Annotated in this window: 16 protein-coding genes and 1 rRNA gene; 13 read left to right on the forward strand and 4 right to left on the reverse strand. The window is 70.1% G+C overall.

Features of this window, described 5'->3' with window-relative positions:
* From rrf to BZB76_RS28305, 3 genes are all read left to right on the forward strand, one after another.
* Positions 1 to 71 (forward strand): 5S ribosomal RNA (gene rrf / locus BZB76_RS36850); the annotation flags it as partial.
* 97 nt (positions 72 to 168) lie between these two features.
* The gene (locus BZB76_RS28300; RefSeq protein WP_147449584.1) at positions 169 to 393 is read left to right on the forward strand and encodes a hypothetical protein; all 225 of its coding nucleotides are present in this window, start codon (positions 169 to 171) and stop codon (positions 391 to 393) included.
* Between the two features lie 15 nt (positions 394 to 408).
* Complete coding sequence (locus tag BZB76_RS28305) at positions 409 to 915, forward strand: 2-thiouracil desulfurase family protein (RefSeq protein ID WP_121437513.1); 507 nt, start codon at positions 409 to 411, stop codon at positions 913 to 915.
* 384 nt (positions 916 to 1,299) lie between these two features.
* Here BZB76_RS28305 and BZB76_RS28310 read toward each other — a convergent pair whose 3' ends face one another.
* Both BZB76_RS28310 and BZB76_RS28315 read right to left on the reverse strand, forming a co-directional pair.
* A complete protein-coding gene (locus BZB76_RS28310; protein ID WP_121437514.1) occupies positions 1,300 to 1,980 on the reverse strand; it encodes a response regulator in 681 nt (226 codons plus the stop codon).
* Positions 1,977 to 3,137, reverse strand: coding sequence for a sensor histidine kinase (locus tag BZB76_RS28315; RefSeq protein WP_121437515.1), 1,161 nt, complete (start codon positions 3,135 to 3,137; stop codon positions 1,977 to 1,979). Before BZB76_RS28315 ends, BZB76_RS28310 begins: the two co-directional genes overlap by 4 nt.
* Before the next feature lie 133 nt (positions 3,138 to 3,270).
* Between BZB76_RS28315 and BZB76_RS28320 the strand changes: the two genes are divergently transcribed.
* The 5 genes from BZB76_RS28320 to BZB76_RS28340 all read left to right on the forward strand — a co-directional run bounded on the left by BZB76_RS28320 (position 3,271) and on the right by BZB76_RS28340 (position 10,015).
* Positions 3,271 to 4,587, forward strand: coding sequence for an alpha/beta fold hydrolase (locus BZB76_RS28320; RefSeq protein WP_121437516.1), 1,317 nt, complete (start codon positions 3,271 to 3,273; stop codon positions 4,585 to 4,587).
* A 132-nt stretch (positions 4,588 to 4,719) separates the two neighbouring features.
* Complete coding sequence (locus tag BZB76_RS28325; protein WP_121437517.1) at positions 4,720 to 5,112, forward strand: VOC family protein; 393 nt, start codon at positions 4,720 to 4,722, stop codon at positions 5,110 to 5,112.
* A gap of 372 nt (positions 5,113 to 5,484) precedes the next feature.
* Complete coding sequence (locus BZB76_RS28330; RefSeq protein ID WP_246007269.1) at positions 5,485 to 6,225, forward strand: ABC transporter ATP-binding protein; 741 nt, start codon at positions 5,485 to 5,487, stop codon at positions 6,223 to 6,225.
* Positions 6,222 to 8,732: an ABC transporter permease gene (locus tag BZB76_RS28335; RefSeq protein WP_121437518.1), complete on the forward strand. Its 2,511-nt coding sequence runs from the start codon at positions 6,222 to 6,224 to the stop codon at positions 8,730 to 8,732. The genes BZB76_RS28330 and BZB76_RS28335 overlap by 4 nt, the downstream gene beginning before the upstream one ends.
* Positions 8,733 to 8,803: 71 nt before the next feature.
* Positions 8,804 to 10,015 carry a pyridoxal phosphate-dependent aminotransferase gene (locus BZB76_RS28340; protein ID WP_121437936.1) on the forward strand — a complete coding sequence of 404 codons (1,212 nt, stop codon included), beginning with the start codon at positions 8,804 to 8,806 and terminating at the stop codon, positions 10,013 to 10,015.
* 676 nt (positions 10,016 to 10,691) lie between these two features.
* Here the strand turns inward: BZB76_RS28340 and BZB76_RS28345 are convergent.
* A complete protein-coding gene (locus BZB76_RS28345) occupies positions 10,692 to 12,758 on the reverse strand; it encodes an ATP-dependent DNA helicase (RefSeq protein WP_281273931.1) in 2,067 nt (688 codons plus the stop codon).
* Between the two features lie 155 nt (positions 12,759 to 12,913).
* Between BZB76_RS28345 and BZB76_RS28350 the strand changes: the two genes are divergently transcribed.
* A complete protein-coding gene (locus BZB76_RS28350) occupies positions 12,914 to 13,894 on the forward strand; it encodes a DUF4192 domain-containing protein (protein WP_121437520.1) in 981 nt (326 codons plus the stop codon).
* A gap of 326 nt (positions 13,895 to 14,220) precedes the next feature.
* Here BZB76_RS28350 and BZB76_RS28355 read toward each other — a convergent pair whose 3' ends face one another.
* Positions 14,221 to 14,592: a hypothetical protein gene (locus BZB76_RS28355; protein WP_117403957.1), complete on the reverse strand. Its 372-nt coding sequence runs from the start codon at positions 14,590 to 14,592 to the stop codon at positions 14,221 to 14,223.
* 168 nt (positions 14,593 to 14,760) lie between these two features.
* Between BZB76_RS28355 and BZB76_RS28360 the strand changes: the two genes are divergently transcribed.
* The 4 genes from BZB76_RS28360 (at position 14,761) to BZB76_RS28380 (ending at position 19,559) form a co-directional block, all read left to right on the forward strand.
* Positions 14,761 to 15,564, forward strand: a complete 804-nt coding sequence (locus BZB76_RS28360) for a polysaccharide deacetylase family protein (RefSeq protein WP_121437521.1) — start codon at positions 14,761 to 14,763, stop codon at positions 15,562 to 15,564.
* 36 nt (positions 15,565 to 15,600) lie between these two features.
* A complete protein-coding gene (locus BZB76_RS28365; protein WP_246007270.1) occupies positions 15,601 to 16,137 on the forward strand; it encodes a DUF1707 and DUF4870 domain-containing protein in 537 nt (178 codons plus the stop codon).
* A gap of 704 nt (positions 16,138 to 16,841) precedes the next feature.
* Positions 16,842 to 18,209: an FAD-binding oxidoreductase gene (locus BZB76_RS28375; RefSeq protein WP_121437524.1), complete on the forward strand. Its 1,368-nt coding sequence runs from the start codon at positions 16,842 to 16,844 to the stop codon at positions 18,207 to 18,209.
* 84 nt (positions 18,210 to 18,293) lie between these two features.
* On the forward strand, positions 18,294 to 19,559 hold the full coding sequence (locus BZB76_RS28380) for a class I SAM-dependent methyltransferase (protein ID WP_121437525.1): 1,266 nt from the start codon (positions 18,294 to 18,296) through the stop codon (positions 19,557 to 19,559).
* The last annotated feature ends 17 nt before the right edge of the window (positions 19,560 to 19,576 follow it).

The raw sequence follows: 19,576 nt of genomic DNA on the forward strand, positions 1-19,576 counted from the left end.
CGGAAGTTAAGCTCTTCAGCGCCGATGGTACTGCATGGGAGACTGTGTGGGAGAGTAGGACACCGCCGGACATTTTTTGTAGGAAAGGGCCCCGCCGTTCGGCGGGGCCCTTTCTCGTTTTCGGGCTTGAAAGTCCCCCAGGGGCTGGCGTCGTGTTGCCCTGTCGTGATGGTGGACATCGAATACGGCGTCGATAGGTCCCGTCGCGTACAGCGCAACGTCAACCCTGTTGTCCTCGTGATCTTGATGAGCGGCGATACCTCGTCCGACATCGTCGAACTGGGCTCACGCTGCTACCAGCAGGGCTCGCTCGGGAGTCTGGCGCGGGGGCGCCATGGATCGCACGGTATTGTCCGCGTGGCGTGGAGCGCTGTGGCACGTATCTGTGGCTGACCTAGGCTGGAGGACGTGGAACGTATCCTGGTCAGCTCCTGCCTGGTGGGACGGCCCGTCCGCTATGACGGAGCGGCCAAGCCGCTGGACGCCGACCTGTTCGAGCAGTGGCGCGGGGCTGGACGTCTCGTTCCGTTCTGCCCCGAAGTCTCCGGCGGGCTCGCTGTTCCCCGCCCACCCGCCGAGATCATCGATGGTGACGGCCATGCCGTTCTGGACGGCTCCGCCCAGATCTACACCACCACGGGCCGGGACGTGACCGCCGAATTCCTGCACGGTGCCCGCCAGGCCCTCGCGGCGGCCCGCCGCACCAATGCCCGCATCGCCATCCTGAAGGAGGGCAGCCCGTCCTGCGGTACCCACCGCATCTACGACGGCACGTTCACGGGCGCCCGTATCCCCGGCGAAGGCGTCACCGCCGCACTCCTGGAACGCGAAGGCATTCACGTCTTCAGCGAGAAAGAACTACCCGCTGTGGATTCCCTCCTTCGCACACTCGAAGCCGCTGAGGACCCCACCTAGGTCACCGTTCTCAGCGCATCAGGGATCGAGGCGACATCCGGTCTTCCCCCGAACTCTCGCGACCGAGATGCATCACTCCACGTCCTACACGACATCGGTGGCATCGAGGTCGACTGCGGCCCGGCCGCTCACGCACTTCCCGCACTGATCGCCCTTAAGGACGCTGCTGCAGTCAGGACTCGAAGCGTTGGGAGTTTCGGTGATCAGTACCGTGTGCGTTCCGTTGCCGACACAGAACGGTGAGAACTTCTCCAACTACTTCGCCACTGACTCGCACATGCGGCCGAATGCACGTGTCGGGAAACATGCAGGCCAAGAGGGCGCCAGTCAACCAGTGCCACTCAACACCGGCCATCGGTGCACCCCGCGACCACAGGGCGTCGTTCAGCGAGGTGGGGGTGGTCCGCCGCGGGGGTGGACGAGGGCGTTGTCGAAGGCGAAGACGACCGCCTGGATGCGGTCCCGTAGGTCGAGTTTGGCCAGGACGCGCTTCACGTGCGTCTTGGTCGTCGCCTCACCGATGTAGAGGCGGGCGGAGATCTCGGCGTTCGACAGGCCGCGTCCCATCAGCAGCAGGACCTCGTGTTCACGATCGGTGAGGCGGTCCAGACGGCGCTGTGTCTCGGTGTCCGGTGGGGCGGGTGAGGTGCGCGCGAACTCGGCCAGCAGCCGCCGGGTCACCGAAGGGCCGAGCAGGCCTTCCCCGGAGGCGACGGTCCGCACGGCGTCGATCAGCGCCTCCGGCGGGGTGCGTTTCAGCAGGAAACCGCTGGCTCCCGCGCGTACGGCCGCGAAGACGTACTCGTCCAGCTCGAACGTGGTCAGGACCAGGACCCGGGAGGCGGGCTGCCGGGCGGTGATCTCCGCGGTGGCGGCGACCCCGTCCATGATCGGCATTCGCACGTCCATCAGCACCACGTGCGGTGCGAGCGAGACGACGCTCCGGACGGCCTGCGCGCCGTCCGACGCCTCCCCGACGACGGTGATGTCGGGCTGGGTGCGCAGCATGACGCTTAGCCCGGCGCGCATCAGCTCCTCGTCGTCGGCGAGCAGGACCCGGATCATGTGACGGCCCGCATGGTGCTGGGGACGGTGGCCTCGACACGCCAACCGCCGTCCGGGGCGGGGCCCGCGCGCAGCGTCCCGCCGAGCCGGGTGGCGCGTTCCCGCATCCCGTCGATGCCGCGGCCGGAGGGGCGCGGTGGGCCGGGCGTGGCGGCGCCGTCGTCGGTGATCGTGACACGCATCTCGTCACCGGTGGGCGCCACGACGATCCGGACGGTTCCGGCGCGGGCGTGCCGGACGACGTTGGTGAGCGATTCCTGGACGATCCGGTGCAGCGTCCGGGTGACCGGCTCCGCGATCGTGGGCAACCCACCTTCGATGATCAGTTCGGTGCGCAGTCCGGGCGGAAGACCGGCGATCAGGTTGCGTAGCTCGTCCGCCAGGTCGGACGGGTCCGCGGTGTCCGTGCCGTCCAGCAGGCCGAGGACGCGGTCGAGGTCGCCGAGGGCCGCGCGCCCGACCTCCTCGATGCCGCTCAGCGATCGGCGCACGTCCGGGCGGTCGTCGCCGAGGGTCAGCCGGGCCGCTCCGGCGTGGGTGACCATGACGGTGACGGCGTGCCCGACGGCGTCGTGCAGTTCGCGGGACATCCGGTCGCGCTCGTCGGCGAGCGCGCGCTGCCGGACGGCCGCGGCGCGTTCGGCCTCGTGCGCCCGCAGCGCGATGTCCGCCTCCCAGCGGGACCGGGCCGTGTCCCCGGCGAGCAGCGCGCCGCCGTGCAGAAACGCGCCGAGCACAACGGTCTCGGTGTTCACGGTGGCGAGCGCGGCGAGCGCCACCGCGACCGGGACGGCCGCGACGGCCAGGGCGCGCGGGCGGGGCCGGGTCTGCGCGACCATCGTCAGGGCCAGCGCGGACGCCGCCGACAGATTGGTGAGCGGCTGGTCGGCGACGGCCATCGCGGCGGTCGCCGTCGCCGCCGCGCCCAGCGCGGTCGCCGGGGCGAACCGGCGACCGGCGATCGCGGCGAACCACACCACGGCGGCGACCCGCGCGACGACCGGGCCGTGGAACGGCGACGCGGTGACATCGGATTCGCCGATGGTGATGGTCGCCGACACGTACGCGACGAGCACGTCCAGCGCGACCCAGGACCAGCGGCGTCCGGCGGTCCTGTCGGCGGACCACGGTCGGCGCGGCACGGTGCTGGACGGCATGGTCGTCAGCGTACGAAACGTCTCTGACGTGCGGGATCGACCTGTGGGAGGAGAATCCGTACCCCCGCAGGAGGACGAACCGCGTCCCGCTCGAGGGACGACCGCGACCCGCCTCCGTTCCTAGCGTCGCGGCATGACATCGACACCGATCTCCATGACCGCGTCGCTGCCGCGCCGGTTCGGTGGCGGCGCCCTGCTGTTCGTGGGTGTGCTGCTCGCCCCGTTCGCGGCGATCGTCGCGTTCCTGCTCGCCGCCGCCGCAGGCATACCGCTCCACGGGTGCTCGGCGGCCGCGCTCGTTGCCGCCGCCGCCGTCTCCGGAGGCGTCGCCTACTTCGGCGGCTGGCTCGTCCGCCTGCGCCGCCGCGGATTCGTCGCGATCGCCGTCGCCGCGGTGATGGCCGTGGTCACGACGGCCGCGGGCGTCTGGCTGGTGTTCCGCCCGCTCGGCATCGACTCCATGCCCCTGCCTCCCCAGGACACCCGGTACTGGCAGCTCTCGACCGGGTCGCGCATCGCCTACACGTTCACGCCGGGGCAGGGGCGGCGGCGGCCGGATCCCGTCGTCCGGCTGCACGGCGGCCCCGGCACCCCAGGCGCCGGACCGGACGACCTGGACCGCGCGCTCGTCACCCTCGGCTTCGACGTCTACACCTACGACCAGCTCGGGTCCGGCAGGTCGCAGCGACTGGCCGACCCCAACGGGTACACCGTCGCCCGGCAGATCGCCGACCTGGAGGCGATCCGGACGCAGATCGGAGCGAACCGGTTGATCCTTGCGGGCGGCTCGTGGGGCGCGACGCTCGCCGCCAACTATCTCTCCAGGCACCCGGGGCGCGTGTCGCACACCGTCCTCACCTCGCCCGGCGCGCTGTGGCCGAAGCGGTGGGAGAAGTCCGGCGAGGGCGAGATCTGGGACCGGCTCACCCCCGCCCAGCGCAAGGCCATGGACGAGTTGGAGAACCGTCCCCAGCTCATCGCCTGGTCGTTCGTCATGGCCGTGAACCCGCGCACCGCGCACGCCCTGCTGCCCGACAAGGACGTCGACGCGCTCTTCGACAAGCTGCTGGCATCGGTCGGGTCGGCCGCGACCTGCAATCCGGGCCGCCCGCTGGAGGAGCCCGCGTCGCGGTCGGGCTTCTACTCCAACCAGATGACGGCCGAGGACGCGCTGAAGATCCCCGACCCGGTGCCCGCGCTGCGCCGCACCGCCGTGCCGACCCTGATCCTGCGCGGCCAGTGCGACTACAAGAATTGGGAGATCGCCCGCGAGTATCGCGATGCGATCCCCGGCGCGAAGCTCGTCCAGGTCCCGAACGCCGGGCACGTCATCGACGCCGAGCAGCCGGAACTGTACCGCTCCACGGTCACCGCGTTCCTCACCGGACGTCCGCTGCCGCTGACGCCCTACACCGGTCAGGCGCCTCCCACGCCCGGCGCGCGCCGCTGACCGTCCGGTCGCCGGACCGCCGGGGACGTGGCCGATCGTCGCGCAGTGCCTCGCCGGGCGCATCTCCCCGCCTGACAGCGCGCGGCGCGGCACGGCGCGACGATCATCAGGCGCGTCGTAGATCATGGGCAGATGGCACGACTCGGTGACATCGTGTTCGACTGCTCTCATCCCGCGGCCACAGCCCGCTTCTGGGCCGCCGCTCTGGACGGTTACGCCGTCGCACCGTATGACGACGAGGAACTGGCACGGCTGCGCTCCCTGGGGATCACCAGTAGCGAGGACGATCCGACCGTGCTCGTTGAGCCGCCCGAGGGAGGGCCTCGTCTGTGGTTCCAACTCGTGCCAGAGGCCAAGAGAGTGAAGAACCGCGTCCACTTGGACCTGCTTGCTGTGGACCCGGAGGCAGAGATCCAACGGCTGGCCGCTCTCGGTGCGACCGTTCAGGCTCGGCACCCGGACAACGTCGTCCTGGCCGATCCCGAGGGGAACGAGTTCTGCTTGTCCCTACGACCTGCTTCGTGACGCTTGGCCGGCTTGGTGCCGGTGTCCTCGCGCCTGTCGGTCCGTCAGTTCCGCTGACGGGTGCGGATCATGCACCGCGCACCGCTGCCGGTGCTCGCCCGGTGCCCGACGGCGCGCTGGTGTCCGTGCGGGTTCCACCCGGCATGTTCGCCGCCAGGGATGTAGTAGTGGTCGCTTCGACGGCGCGGTGGTGCCGGCTCGTCCGGATTCGTGGTGTACCGCCGTTGGCGTACGCGGAGGTGTGGCGGTGCTTCGTGGGGAGCAGGCGGGGTGCCTCTTCTGACCCGACGACGGGCGGTGATGCGTGACGCGACGATCCGGGGCATGGGAAACGCAGCAGAAGCAAGGCGATCGATCAACGAGACATCGGGCGTGGTCACCGAGAGAGGCGGCGCCCGTACGGTCAAGCTCACCAAGGTGTACGGGTCCGGTGACATGGCGGTGCGCGCGCTCGACGATGTCAGCGTCGTGCTCCCGGCCGGGCGGTTCACCGCGATCATGGGTCCGTCCGGCGCGGGGAAGTCCACGCTGATGCACTGCGTGGCGGGGCTGGAGGACGCGACGTCCGGGAAGGTCTACGTCGGCGACCTGGAGCTCGGCGCGCTGTCGGACCGGCGGTTGACCAAACTGCGGCGGGAACGGATCGGGTTCGTGTTCCAGGCGTTCAACCTGCTGCCGACGCTGACCGCGCGCGACAACATCGTCCTGCCGATGACCCTCGCGGGGACGAGTCCCGACGCGGAGTGGCTGAACACGGTCGTGCGCGTCCTGAAGCTGGGGGAGCGGCTGTCGCACCGTCCGTCGGAGATGTCGGGCGGGCAGCAGCAGCGGGTCGCGCTGGCCCGCGCGCTCGTCACCCGGCCGCAGATCATCTTCGCGGACGAGCCGACCGGCAACCTCGACTCCCGCACCGGCGGTGAGGTGTTGAAGCTGCTCCGCGATGCCGTGGACGACCTGGGCCAGACCGTCGCGATGGTCACTCACGACCCGGTCGCGGCGGGCCATGCCGACTCGGTGGTGTTCCTCGCCGACGGGCGGATCGTCGACGTCATGGACGCGCCCACGCCCGACCGGGTGCTGGACCGGATGCGCGGGCTGGGTGACCACCGATGACGGGTCTCGTCTTCAAGGAACTCTGGGGACGCAAACGCCGGATGGTCGGCTCCCTTCTGGCCGTATTCCTCGGCGTGACGTTCCTGACGGGAACGCTCGTGCTCGGTGACACCCTCGCGGGCAGTATCGACGGGTACTACTCCAAGGCGTTCGGCCGGACGGACGTCAGCGTCCGTAACTCGACGAGCGTCAGTGACGAGCCGTGGGGGTCCCGTGGTCAGATCGACGCGTCCGTCCTCGACCAGGTGCGCCGGGTGGACGGTGTCGCCAACGCGGAACCCGTCATCGAAGGGTCCGGGCAACTGCTCGCCAAGGACGGCACGATCGTCGAGTCGCGCGGCCCGCGCCGGGCCGGGAACTGGCTGACCGACCCGAAGCTCAACCCGTACCGGCTCGCGGAGGGGCGTGCGCCCCGCGCGCCGAACGAGGTCGTCATCAACAAGATGTTCGCCGACGAGGGCAAGTTGAAGGTCGGCGACCGGACGGCGGTGCTCATGCCGGAGAAGGTCCCGGTGACCGTCGTCGGGATCAGCATGTTCGGTGACGAGGAGGCGTTCGGTGAGACGTCGTTCACGGCGTTCAGCCTGGAAGGCGCCCGCACGTACGTCGCGAAGGCGTCCGGCCGTATCACCGGCGTGTCCGTCCGGGCGGAGGACGGCGTCGGCCAGGACGCGCTCGCGGCCCGCATCAAGCCCGTCCTGCCCGCCGGGACCGAGGCCGTCACGAACGAGGCGCAGGTCGAAGAGGGCATGTCCAAGATCGAGTCCGGGTTCCTCCAGGTCTTCCGGACGGTCCTCGGCGCGTTCGGCGGGGTGGCGCTGCTCGTCGCCGCGTTCAGCATCCACAACACGTTCGCGATCACGATGGCGCAGCGGACCCGGGAGTCGGCGCTGCTGCGCGCCCTCGGCGCCGGCCGCCGCCAGGTCATGACGATCGTCGGGTTCGAGGCGCTGGTCATCGGCGCCGCGGCCACGCTCGCCGGGCTCGGTGGCGGACTCGGGTTCGCGCAGCTGCTGCGGTGGCTGTTCATGGAGTTGCGGATCGGGATCGCCATGGAGGGCCTGACCGTCTCCGCCACCTCGCTCATGATCGCGGTGCCGGTCGGGTTGCTGGTGACGCTGGTCGCGGCGCTCGGGCCCGCGGTGAAGGCGTCCCGGGTGGCGCCGCTGGCCGCGCTGCGCGAGGTCGCCGCCGAGTCGGCCCGGCCGAGCGACACCCGCGTCATCGTCGGTGCCGTGCTCGGCGCCGTCGCCGCCGGGACCGTCCTGTTCGGCGCGCTCACCGAGCAGCCGGCGATGGCCGGTGCGGGCGCGATCCTGTGCGTCGTCGCGATGGTCGCGCTCGGCCCGGTCGTGGCGCGTCCCGTCGCCGCGCTCATCGGCGGCCCCGCGGCGAGGGCGCGTGGCGTGTCGGGGACGCTGGCGCGTGACAACGCGTCCCGCAGCCCGAAACGCACCGCCGGGGCCGCGACCGCCCTGATGATCGGCGTCGGGGTCGTCACGTTGATGACGGTGTTCATCGGGTCGCTCGGCGCGTCGCTGGAGAACAGCGTCGCCGGGTCGTTCAAGGGACCGCTCGTCGTCAACGCCGGGAACAACCAGACCGGCGGGTTCAGCACGGGCCTCGCCCGCGACGCGGAGAAACTGCCGCAGGTCGAACGGGTCGCGGGCGCCGGAACCGGCAGCCTGCGGGTGGACGGCGACGCGTCCACCGTGAGCGTCGCCGACCCGTCCGCCCTCGGACGCGTCCTCGACCTCGACGTGACCAAGGGAGCGATGGCGGACGCGGGCACGTTCGCCGTGTCCACGAGCGTCGCCGACGACAAGAACTGGCGCGTCGGCTCGCAGGTTCCCGTGACGTTCGCCGACGGCACGTCGCAGCGGCTCACCGTCGGTGCCGTCTACGACAACACCGACATGACCGGCGACTACCTCGTCCCGCGGACGGTGTGGGACGCGCACGACAGCCAGCCGCTCGACACGCGCGCGTTCGTCGTCCTCAGGGACGGCGCGTCCGTCACCGACGCGAAACGGGCCCTCACCGCGCTCGTCGAACCGTACGGCGCACCGGACGTGCAGACCACGGACGAGTTCGTCACCGCCCAGACCGAGGAGGCGCAGGGTTTCATCAGCGTCGTCTACGGGATGCTGATCCTCGCCATCGTCATCGCGCTGCTCGGCATCGCCAACACGCTGTCGCTGGCCGTCCACGAACGGACCCGGGAACTCGGGCTGCTGCGCGCGGTCGGCGCGACCCGCCCGCAGATCAGGTCCATGGTCCGCTGGGAGTCGGTGATCGTCGCGGTGTTCGGCACGGGCGGCGGGCTCGGACTCGGCCTGTTCCTCGGCTGGGGCCTCGGCGGTTCGCTCGGCAACCCGTTCGCGCCACCCGTCGTCACCCTCGTGGTGGTCGCGCTGGTCGGCGCGGTCGCGGGGGCGCTCGCCGCGATCCGTCCCGCCCGGCGCGCGGCGCGGCTGGCGATCCTGTCCGCGATCTCCACGCCGTGACGGCGTTTCCCGTCCCCGCGCCCGCCGCGCGAACCGGCGCGGGGACGGGACACGCCGCTATGGTGTTGTCCATGCAGGTCAACCAGTCGGGCAAGCTCACCAGTGTCTGTTACGACATCCGCGGTCCGGTCCTCAAGCGCGCCAAGCAGTTGGAGGCCGAGGGCAACAACATCCTCAAACTGCACATCGGCAACCCGGCCCCGTTCGGCTTCGAGGCCCCGCCCGAGCTCCTCCAGGACATGATCCGCAACCTGCCGGAGGCGCACGGCTACAGCGACTCCAAGGGAATCCTGCCCGCCCGCCGCGCCATCGTGCAGCGCATGGAGGACGACGGCGTCACCGGCGTCGACGTCGAGGACGTCTACCTCGGCAACGGCGTCTCCGAACTGATCGTCATGACCTTGCAGGCGCTGCTGAACGACGGCGACGAGGTGCTGATCCCGGCACCCGACTACCCGCTGTGGACGGCCGCGGTGTCGCTGTGCGGGGGGACGCCCGTCCACTACCTGTGCGACGAGTCCGCCGACTGGGCGCCCGGCCTCGACGACATCGAGGCGAAGATCGGCGACCGGACGCGGGCGCTGGTGCTGATCAACCCGAACAACCCGACCGGCGCCGTCTACCCGCGCGAGGTGCTGACCGGCATCGTCGAACTCGCCCGCCGCCACAACCTGATCATCTTCGCGGACGAGATCTACGACCGGATCCTCTACGACGACGCCGAGCACATCCCCATCGCGTCGCTGGCCCCCGACCTGCTGTGCCTGACGTTCGGCGGGCTGTCGAAGAACTACCGCGTCGCCGGGTTCCGCGCCGGATGGGTCGCGCTGTCCGGGCCGAAGGAGCACGCCGAGTCCTACATCGAGGGCCTCGACATCCTCGCGAACATGCGGCTCTGCCCGAACGTCCCCGGTCAGCACGCCATCCAGGCGGCGCTCGGCGGCTACCAGAGCATCGACGACCTCGTCCTGCCGACCGGGCGGCTCGGAGAGCAACGCGACCGCGCCTGGAAGCTGCTGAACGACCTGCCGGGCGTGACGTGCGTCCGTCCCATGGGAGCGCTGTACGTGTTCCCGCGCCTCGACCCCGAGATGTACCCGATCGAGGACGACATGCGGTTCGCCCTCGACCTGCTGGAACAGCAGAAACTCCTCGTCGTGCAGGGGACCGGGTTCAACTGGCCGGCCACCGACCACTTCCGTGTCGTCACGCTCCAGTACGCCGACGACCTCGAAGACGCCATCGGCCGCATCGGAGATTTCCTCCGCACCTACCGCCGATGACCAACACACTTCAGGGCCTCTTTCAAGTGCCCTCAGCCCGGCCCGCGAACGCGTGACCCGCCCGGCACAGCGACGCCGAAGGCAAGCGAAACCTGGCGGATCGCGAATCGATGCGCGTTCGCCCAGCCCCGGTCATGTGGCGAGCCGTCAGGCGAGCGGAGTGGGCTGGTCCTGTAGTGAACACAGTGGCCTCGGCCTCGCGCGCGAACGCGTGACCCGCCCGGTGCAGCGACGCCGAAGGCGGGCGGAGCCGGGCGGTTCGCGAAGCGATGTCGCGTTCGCCTCAGGTCCGGTCATGTGGCGAGCCGTCAGGCGAGCGGAGTGGGCTGGTCCTGTAGTGAACACAGTGGCCTCGGCCTCGCGCGCGAACGCGTGACCCGCCCGGTGCAGCGACGCCGAAGGCGGGCGGAGCCGGGCGGTTCGCGAAGCGATGTCGCGTTCGCCTCAGGTCCGGTCATGTGGCGAGCCGTCAGGCGAGCGGAGTGGGCTGGTCCTGTAGTGAACACAGTGGCCTCGGCCTCGCGCGCGAACGCGTGACCCGCCCGGTGCAGCGACGCCGAAGGCGGGCGGAGCCGGGCGGTTCGCGAAGCGATGTCGCGTTCGCCTCAGGTCCGGTCATGTGGCGAGCCGCTAGGCGAGCGGAGTGGGCCGGTCCTGCAATCAACACAGCGAGCCGCTAGGCGAGCGGAGTGGGCCGGTCCTGTGAAGATACAGCGTCGAGGCGGCGGAGCGCGCCGCGGACCACGTCCGGGTCGGTCGTGGCCCAGAACGGCGGCAGCGTGCTCTTGAGGAAGCCGCCGTACCGTGCCGTGGCGAGCCGCGGGTCGAGGACGGCGACGACGCCCCGGTCGTCCATGGACCGCAGCAGCCGGCCCGCGCCCTGCGCGAGCAGCAGCGCGGCGTGCGTCGCGGCGACCGCCATGAAGCCGTTCCCGCCGCGCGCAGCGATCGCTCGCGACCGCGCGGACGACACCGGGTCGTCGGGACGCGGGAACGGGATGCGGTCCATGATGACGAGTTGCAGGGACGGCCCGGGGACGTCCACTCCCTGCCACAGCGACAGGGTGCCGAACAGGCACGTGCGCTCGTCCTCGGCGAACTGTTTGACCAGCAGGGACGTGGAGTCGTCGCCCTGGCACAGCAGCGGATGGGACAGGTGGTCCTTGAGTTCGTCGGCGGCCTGCCGGGCCGCCCGCATCGACGAGAACAGGCCGAGGGTGCGGCCGCCCGCCGCCTCGATCAGCTCGGTGATCTCCGTCAGGTACGCGTCGGCGAGGCCGTCGCGTCCCGGTTGCGGCAGATGCCGCGCGACGTACAAGATGCCCGCCTTCGGGTGGTCGAACGGTGACCCCACGTCCAGCCCCGACCAGACGACCTTGGTCTCTTCGCCCTTCTCCGTCGCGGTTCGCGCCAGGCCCTCGGCCGCCGCCTTCGCGTCCCCGGAGGCGCTCTCGTCCAGCGGCGGCAGGCCCCACTGCCGGGCGAGCGGCTCGAACGATCCGCCGAGCGTCAGCGTCGCCGACGTCAGGACCGCGGTGCGCTGCTCGAACAGCGTCGTCCGCAGCAGCCCGCCGACCCCGATCGGCGCGACGTGCAGCGCCGGTGGACGCTTGGGCCGCCCGTCCTGGACGAACGGCTTCTCCAACCACACCACGTCGAATCGTTCGGCCATCGCCGGTTGGAACGCCTCCAACGTCCGCACGGCCGTGTCGTGCAGCTCCTCCAGCGACGACCGGGCCGCCTTCCGTGCCGCCATGTCCCCCGGGTCCGCGTCCTTCTTCTCCGGCCCGAGCGCCGTGACGCACGCGTGCGCCGCGTCCCGGACGGCCGCGAGAGTGTTGCCCAGAGCGGGGGACAGGACGTCCATGCGAGCGGCGGGCAGATCCTCCAACAACAGCCCGAGACCTTCCGCGGCCTCCTTCAACCGGTCGGCGGTGGCCTCCTCGATGAGCCGCCCGCACCGGCGGGCCGCCATCTCGACGGCGGCCGCGCTCAGATCACCGGTAGCGACCGACGTGACCCGGTCGACGAGCTCGTGCGCCTCGTCCACGATCACCACGTCGTGGTCCGGGAGTACCTGGAACTCCTCCAACGCGTCGATCGCGAGCAGCGCGTGGTTGGTGACCACGATGTGCGCGTCACCCGCCTCCGCCCGAGCCAGTTCGGAGAAGCACACGGTGCCGTGCGGGCAGCGCTGCGCGCCCAGACACTCCCTGGCGGTGACGGCGACCTGCCGCCATGCCTGCTCGCTCACCCCCGGCACCAGCTCGTCACGGTCGCCCGTCTTGGTCTCCTCGGCCCACTCGTTCAGCCGCTTCACCTGCCGTCCGAGCGTGGACAACTGCTGCGGATCGAACAGGCTCGGCCCTTCGTCCTCCTCCGGCACACCGGTCTGCACCCGGTGCAGGCACAGATAGTTGCGGCGGCCCTTGAGGATCGCGAACTTCAGCTCCGTCCCGAGCAGCGGCCCGAGCGCCTCCGCGAGCCGCGGCAGATCACGGTCGACGAGCTGACGCTGCAACGCGATCGTCGCCGTCGAGACGACGACCGTCGTCTGCTTCTCCACCGCGTGCCGGATCGCCGGGACGAGATACGCCAGCGACTTGCCGGTGCCGGTCCCGGCCTGCGCGGCGACATGTTCCCCGGACGTGATCGCCTTCTCCACCGCCCGCGCCATCGTCACCTGCCCGGGACGCTCGGCCCCGCCGATCGCGGACACGGCCGCGCTGAGCAGCGTCGCCATGTCGGGAATCCGGGTATCGCTGTCGCTCAACAGATCAGGGGCGGGCACGTCGCACAACGCTACAGCCCGCGACGGACACCCGCGTCCCGCGCGGAGTTATCCACAATCCGCAAGCTGGTGTTCGACCAGGGTGCGTGACTGAGAGTGTCGAAGACATGACTCCCCTGGTGATCCGCACCGCAGAAGACGCCATCGCCGCCGTTCCGTACCTGTTGGGGTTCCATCCGTCCCGCAGCCTCGTCGTGATCGGTTTCGACAACCCCGTCCACGGCACCTGCGCCATCCGGCTCGACCTGCCCGCGTCCGACGCCGCCGACCGGGTCGCGGCGCTCCTCGCCGGCAACGGGTTCCGGCGTTCGCTGCTCCTCGGCTACGGCCCCGACGACGAGGTCCGCGAGTCCGTGGCCGCCCTCAGCCCCGCCCTCGCCTCCGCGGACGTGCCCGCCGCCGAGGCCGTCCGCGTAGCCGACGGCCGCTGGTGGTCCCTGACCTGCGACGACGCCTGTTGCCCCGCCGAAGGCGTCCCCTACGACAGCTCCGCCACCGTCGTCGCCGCCCAGGCGACCTTCGCGGGCCAGGTGGCCCTCGCCGACCGCGCCGAACTCGTCCGCTCCGTCCAGCCCTTCGACGGCCCCGTCCGCACCTCCATGCGCCGCGCCACCGACCGCGCCGAAAGACGCGCCCGCACCCACCCCGACACCACCCACGAGGCCGTCACCTTCATCTCCACCGTCCTCGCCCGCGCCCACACCGGCACACGCCCGACCGACGACGAAGTCGCCCGACTCGGCATCCTCCTCACCGACCTGCGCCTCCGCGACGAGGCCTGGGTCCGCATCGACGAGGAGTCCCCGACAGCCGACATCGCCTTCTGGCGCGACATCGTGCGCCGAGTGGAGGAACCGTACGTCCCGGCCCCGGCCTCCCTTCTCACCTTCGCCGCCTACGCCGCAGGCGACGGCGGCCTGGCCAACGTGGCCCTGGAACGAGCCCTGGACACCGACCCCACCTACTCCCTGGCCCGCATCCTCCGCGAGGTCATCAACGCCGGAATCCCACCCACCAAACTCCGCCTACGCATGACCCCCGACGAACTGGCCACCGCCTACGACACCCACCCCCCAAAAGCATGCTGACCCCACCACAACACAACCCACCCCCGCCCCCGACAAACTGACCACCACCCCCAACACCCACCCCGAAAGGCGCCCCTTGAACACACCTGAAGACGCCGACGTCAGGCCAACAACGTCGCTGCGCATGACCGCCGACGAGTGGGCCTCACTCCGACGACCACCACCGAAAGGCGGGCTGCCACAACTTTGATGTGACTCATTGCCGCTGAGGGGTGCACAAGAGTGGTGAACCGGCTTCGGGCGGGCCGTTCTAGGCGGTTTGGCCTCGGTGCGGGGTGGGTGGCCTGTCGGGAGCTCGGAAGAAGGGGGAGGAGAGGCGGGGATGATCAGGGGGATACGGCCTGGCCTGGGGTGCCGGGGTCGAGGCGGCGGCCGGGGTTGCGGGCGTTCCAGTCGCGCATGCGGGGCGGGTAACCGACGATCTGGACGTCGTATACCGGGAGGCCGAGGTCGCGGGCCACCTTGCCGATGACCTTGGGGGAGCCGACGCGGCGGCGGGTCCATTCGCCGTCGTGGGCGACGGCGACGGCGGTCGTGTCGGTGGCGAAGGTCTCCGGTTCGACGAAGAACTCGACGCCCCGGCGCGAGCGGGCGAAGTCGATCAGTGCCTCGATGTCGGAATCGGTCGCCTCGCGGTCGAACCTCGTCACCGTTGATCCGCGGTTCTTGCGGATACCGAATCGGTCCCGGAACCTCATTGCCCGCCCTGTCGTCCTGTGCCCCGGACCGGTTCCGGGGTCGGTCGTGGTGTAGACGATAACGACGGTCCGGCGTTCCCGGGTTCCCGACACAGGTGCGGCGTCCCCGGCGGCGCGGGGCCCGAGCCCTAGACTGGCCGCTCAGGGGGATCAGCAGCGGGGGTGTTGATGGACGGGCCGAATCTGGTCCGGAGGGGGGCCGCCGCGGTGCTCGCGGCCGCGATCTGCGGTTGGCTGAGCACGCTGGGTCAGACCCCCGCACCGGTCGAGCTCCTCGCCGCGACGCGGGGTGAGGAGCCTCCGCCGAAACCCGCTCCGAAGCCGAAGCCGCCGCCCCCGGACTGCGCTCGTGCGAAGTGCGTGGCGTTGACGTTCGATGACGGTCCGGCGGAGAGCACGAGTGAGCTGCTGGACATCCTCGCCGCCCGCAAAGTGAAAGCGACGTTCTTCCTCATCGGGGAGAACGTCGCCAAACACCCGGACCTGGTGCGGCGTGAGCATGCGGCCGGGCACGAACTCGCCGACCACAGCTACACGCACGCCGACCTCGGGGCCGCGTCCAAGGAGGACGTGCTCTCGGAACTGACGAGGACACAGGACGCGATCCGGCAGGCGTCCGGGGTGACGCCCGTGCTGCTGCGTCCGCCGTACGGGTCGACGTCCGACCGGCTGGCCGGGATCACGCGGCGGATGGGCCTGGCGCAGGTGATGTGGTCGGTGGACCCGCTGGACTGGAACCATCGCGACTCCGAGTACGTCGAGCGCCGGGTGCTGAAGGCGGTGAAGCCGGGTGACATCGTGCTGTTGCACGACATCCACCGCACCACGGTGCGAGCCGTCCCGAAGATCATCGACCGGCTGGCGGCCGAGGGGTATGTGTTCGTGACCGTGACGGAGCTGTTCGGCGAGCGCCTCAAGCCCGGGGAGGAGTACGTCCGGCGGAACTCAGGGGAGCCTCAGGGTCTTCCCTGATGGTCGGGCGCGACGGCGGCGCCGAGGATGGAAAGCATGAAGAGCAGTTACGCGGTGGGGGATCTGAGAGTTTCGGACGCCGAACGGAACGGAGTCGTCGAACGCCTTCAGGACGCGTACGCCGAGGGCATGCTGGAGCACGACGAGTTCGACATGCGCGTGCAACTCGCGATGACGGCCAAGACGCGCAGTGACCTGGCCGCCATCACCGGAGATCTGGCTCCCGCGCCTCGGTTCGGGGCGGTCGACGAGGCGCCGACGGGTGAGGACCGGATGCTCGCGGCGGCGGCGCACGCCGTAGCGGTCCCGACCCTGTTCGTCGGGCCGCTGGTGCTGATGCTGGTCAGCGGCAAACGGTCGGAGTACGTCCGGCGGCAGGCGGCGGAGGCCGTGAACCTCCATGTGACGCTGCTGCTGATCACGATCGTCACGTTCGGGGTCGGCGGCCTGCTGTACGCGGTGACATGGATCCTGCCGATCATCGCGGCGATCCACGCCCTGGCAGGCCGCACGTTCCGCTACCCGTGGATCCTGCGCCTGGTGAAGGACCAAGGCCCCGGCATCAGCGGCTGAGGCAGGCGCCTGCGCGGCGTGCCGTATCTCCCGCTGACCCCCCACACGCAGCCCGGCGCTGCGGCGGTGTCCTCTGGCCCCGTTGGGATGCTTCACGAAGAGACGGCTGTCGCGAGGTCCCTGCAGGTCCGGCCGGCGCGGTCGCATGACCCGGCCTCCATGAGCACTGCGGGGCTTCCAGCGGTGGAGCGGGTGGCCTTGCGGGGGCGGGTCGCTTTGGTGCTGGTGTAGCTCTGGCGGGTGGTCTCGTGGGCGGGTGTCCGTGTGTGCGCTTGGGCTTTCGTCGTGGCGTGTTTCGGGCTGGGGCTTGTGGTGGGTGCGTGAGGGCGTGGGGCGTCTTTGGTGTCAGGCCCCTGTGACACTGTGGGCTTTGGTGGTCGTGTTCGTGGGTGTGATGGTCTTGCCGGGGGTTGATGTTCGTGTGTTGGGCGAGGGAGTCGCGCCATGTGGCACGGTGGGGTTCTTAGGGGCGGTGTGTTCGGGGGTGGTTGTTGGGAGGGTGGGGGAGGTTGGTTTGTTCGGGTGGGGCATCGGGGAAAGTTGAGCGTGGCCGGCTTCTTGCGGTCGCGTCGCCTCCTGGAGATGAAACGACACCGATGTATGCGCCTGTGGCCTTATTCCCCTTCCTACCTGTGACTCCCCTAACGTCCGGGTCGTATGGACCGTCCATGGGATGATCGATTAACTGTGTCCGGGAGGGGTAGATGACGGAGCTTGCGATCAAGGGCGGTCACGAGCGCGCGGTGGAGGCGCTTCGGCGCTCCTATGAGGCGATTCCGGCGGGGACGCCGGTGCGGTTGGCCAAGCGGACCTCGAACCTGTTCCGGTGGCGCGACCCCTCGGAGGCGCCCGGGCTGGACGTGTCCGGGTTCGACAAGGTGCTGAGCGTCGACCCGGACGAGCGGACGGCGCAGGTGCAGGGGATGACGACGTATGAGGCGTTGGTGGACGCGACGCTGCCCCACGGCCTCATGCCGACGGTCGTCCCGCAGTTGAAGACCATCACGCTGGGCGGGGCGGTCACGGGGCTCGGGATCGAGTCGACGTCGTTCCGGGACGGGCTCCCGCACGAGGCCGTCCTGGAGATGGAGGTCCTCACCGGAGACGGCCGGATCGTCACCGCCACGCGCGACAACGAGCACGCCGATCTCTTCTACGGCTTTCCCAACTCGTACGGGACGCTGGGGTACACGCTCCGGCTGAAGATCGAGCTCAGGGCGGTCAGCCCGTACGTCCGGCTGCGGCATCTGCGGTTCCGGGACGCGGCGGAGCTGTCCCGGACGATGGGGGAGATCACCGAGTCGGGGACGTTCGAGGGCGAGACCGTCGACTTCATGGACGGCACCGTCTTCGGCGCCGACGAGCAGTACATCACGCTCGGCTTCTTCGCGGACTCGGCGCCCTACACGTCCGACTACACCGGTCAGAAGATCTACTACCGGTCGATCCGGCAGCGGTCGGTCGACTTCCTGACGATCCGCGACTACCTGTGGCGCTGGGACACCGACTGGTTCTGGTGCTCGGGCGCGTTCGGCGTCCAGAACCCGACCGTCCGGCGGCTGTGGCCCGACAAGTACAAGCGCTCGGACGTCTACCGCAAGCTCGTCACCTATGACCGGCGGTACCACATCGTGGCGCGCGTGGACCGGTGGCGGGGGCAGCGGCCACGCGAGGACGTCATCCAGGACATCGAGGTGCCGGTCGAACGGCTGCCGGAGTTCCTGGAGTTCTTCCACGACAAGGTCGGCATGAGCCCGGTCTGGTTGTGCCCGTTGCGCGCGAAGGAGCGGTGGCCGCTCTACCCGCTGGAGACGGGACGGACGTACGTGAACGTGGGCTTCTGGGGGACGGTGCGGCTCCCACCCGGGCAGATCCCCGAGTACCACAACCGGCTCATCGAGCGTAAGGTCGCGGCCCTTGACGGCCACAAGTCCCTGTACTCGACCGCTTTTTACAGCAGGGACGAGTTCTGGCGGAACTACGACGGGGAGACCTACCGGCGGCTCAAGGGGAGTTACGACCCCGGCGGGCGGCTGTTGGACCTCTACGACAAGTGCGTGCGCGGACGCTGACCATGCGGCCGCAACGGGGGATTGCCCGAGCGGGAGCGGCGACCTGTGCCGTCCCGGGCGGGTGAAGAGACAGGAGGGATCACCATGACGCTGGCCAGGGTCTTCGAGCAGCTCGCCGGGGCTGCGGCGCCAGTGGAGTTCACGGCCTACGACGGGTCCCGGGCGGGGTCACCCGGCGCCGACATCCGGGTCGACGTCCGTTCGCCGTACGCGGTGTCGTACCTGCTGCACTCGCCGGGGGCGCTCGGCCTGGCACGCGCCTATGTCAGCGGCATGATCGACATCGATGGCGACATGATCGCGGCGTTGACCACGATGCAGCAGATCCTCGGGGAGGTGACACCGCGCGACAAGGCGCGGATCCTCCGCTCGGTGCTGCGCGACCCGCTGTTGCGCGGCGCGGTGACGCGCCGGCTGGACCCTCCGCCGCAGGAGGCGCCGTTCAGCCGCATCCCGTCGTGGCTGCGGCACTCCAAGAGGCGCGACGCCAAGGCGATCTCGCACCACTACGACGTGTCCAACACCTTCTACGAGTGGGTGCTCGGCCCCTCCATGGCCTACACGTGCGCGTGCTACCCCCGAGAGGACGCGACGCTGGAGGAGGCGCAGTTCCACAAGCACGATCTGGTGGCGAGGAAGCTCGCGTTGAAGCCGGGGATGCGGCTGCTGGACGTCGGCTGCGGCTGGGGCGGCATGGTGATGCACGCCGCGCGGGAGTACGGCGTCAAGGCGCTCGGCGTCACGCTGTCGAAGCAGCAGGCCGAGTGGGCGCAGAAGGCGATCGCCGACCGGGGGCTGTCCGACCTGGCGGAGGTCCGTCATCTGGACTACCGGGACGTGAGCGAGTCCGGTTTCGACGCGGTCAGCTCCATCGGTCTCACCGAGCACATCGGCAAGCAGAACCTGCCGTCCTACTTCTCTTTCCTGTACGGAAAGCTGAAGACGGGCGGGCGGATGCTGAACCACACCATCACCCGTCCGGACAACCTGACGCCGCCCCGCAAGGAGAACGGATTCATCAACCGGTACGTATTCCCGGACGGTGAACTCGAAGGCCCCGGTTTCATCCAGATGAAGATGAACGACGCCGGGTTCGAGATCCGCCACCAGGAGAATCTGCGCGAGCACTACGCCCGCACGTTGACCGGTTGGTGCAGGAACCTCGACGAGCGGTGGGACGACGCCGTCGCCGAGGTCGGTGACGGAACCGCCCGAGTGTGGCGTGTGTACATGGCCGGCTGCGTGCTCGGCTTCAACCAGAACTGGATCCAGCTCCATCAGACGCTGGGCGTCAAGCTGGACGCGGACGGTTCGAGCCACATGCCGCTGCGTCCCGACTGGGGATCGTGACCCTGTAAGAGTTGGGT

The organism is Actinomadura pelletieri DSM 43383, assembly GCF_003634705.1.
Lineage (GTDB): Bacteria > Actinomycetota > Actinomycetes > Streptosporangiales > Streptosporangiaceae > Spirillospora > Spirillospora pelletieri.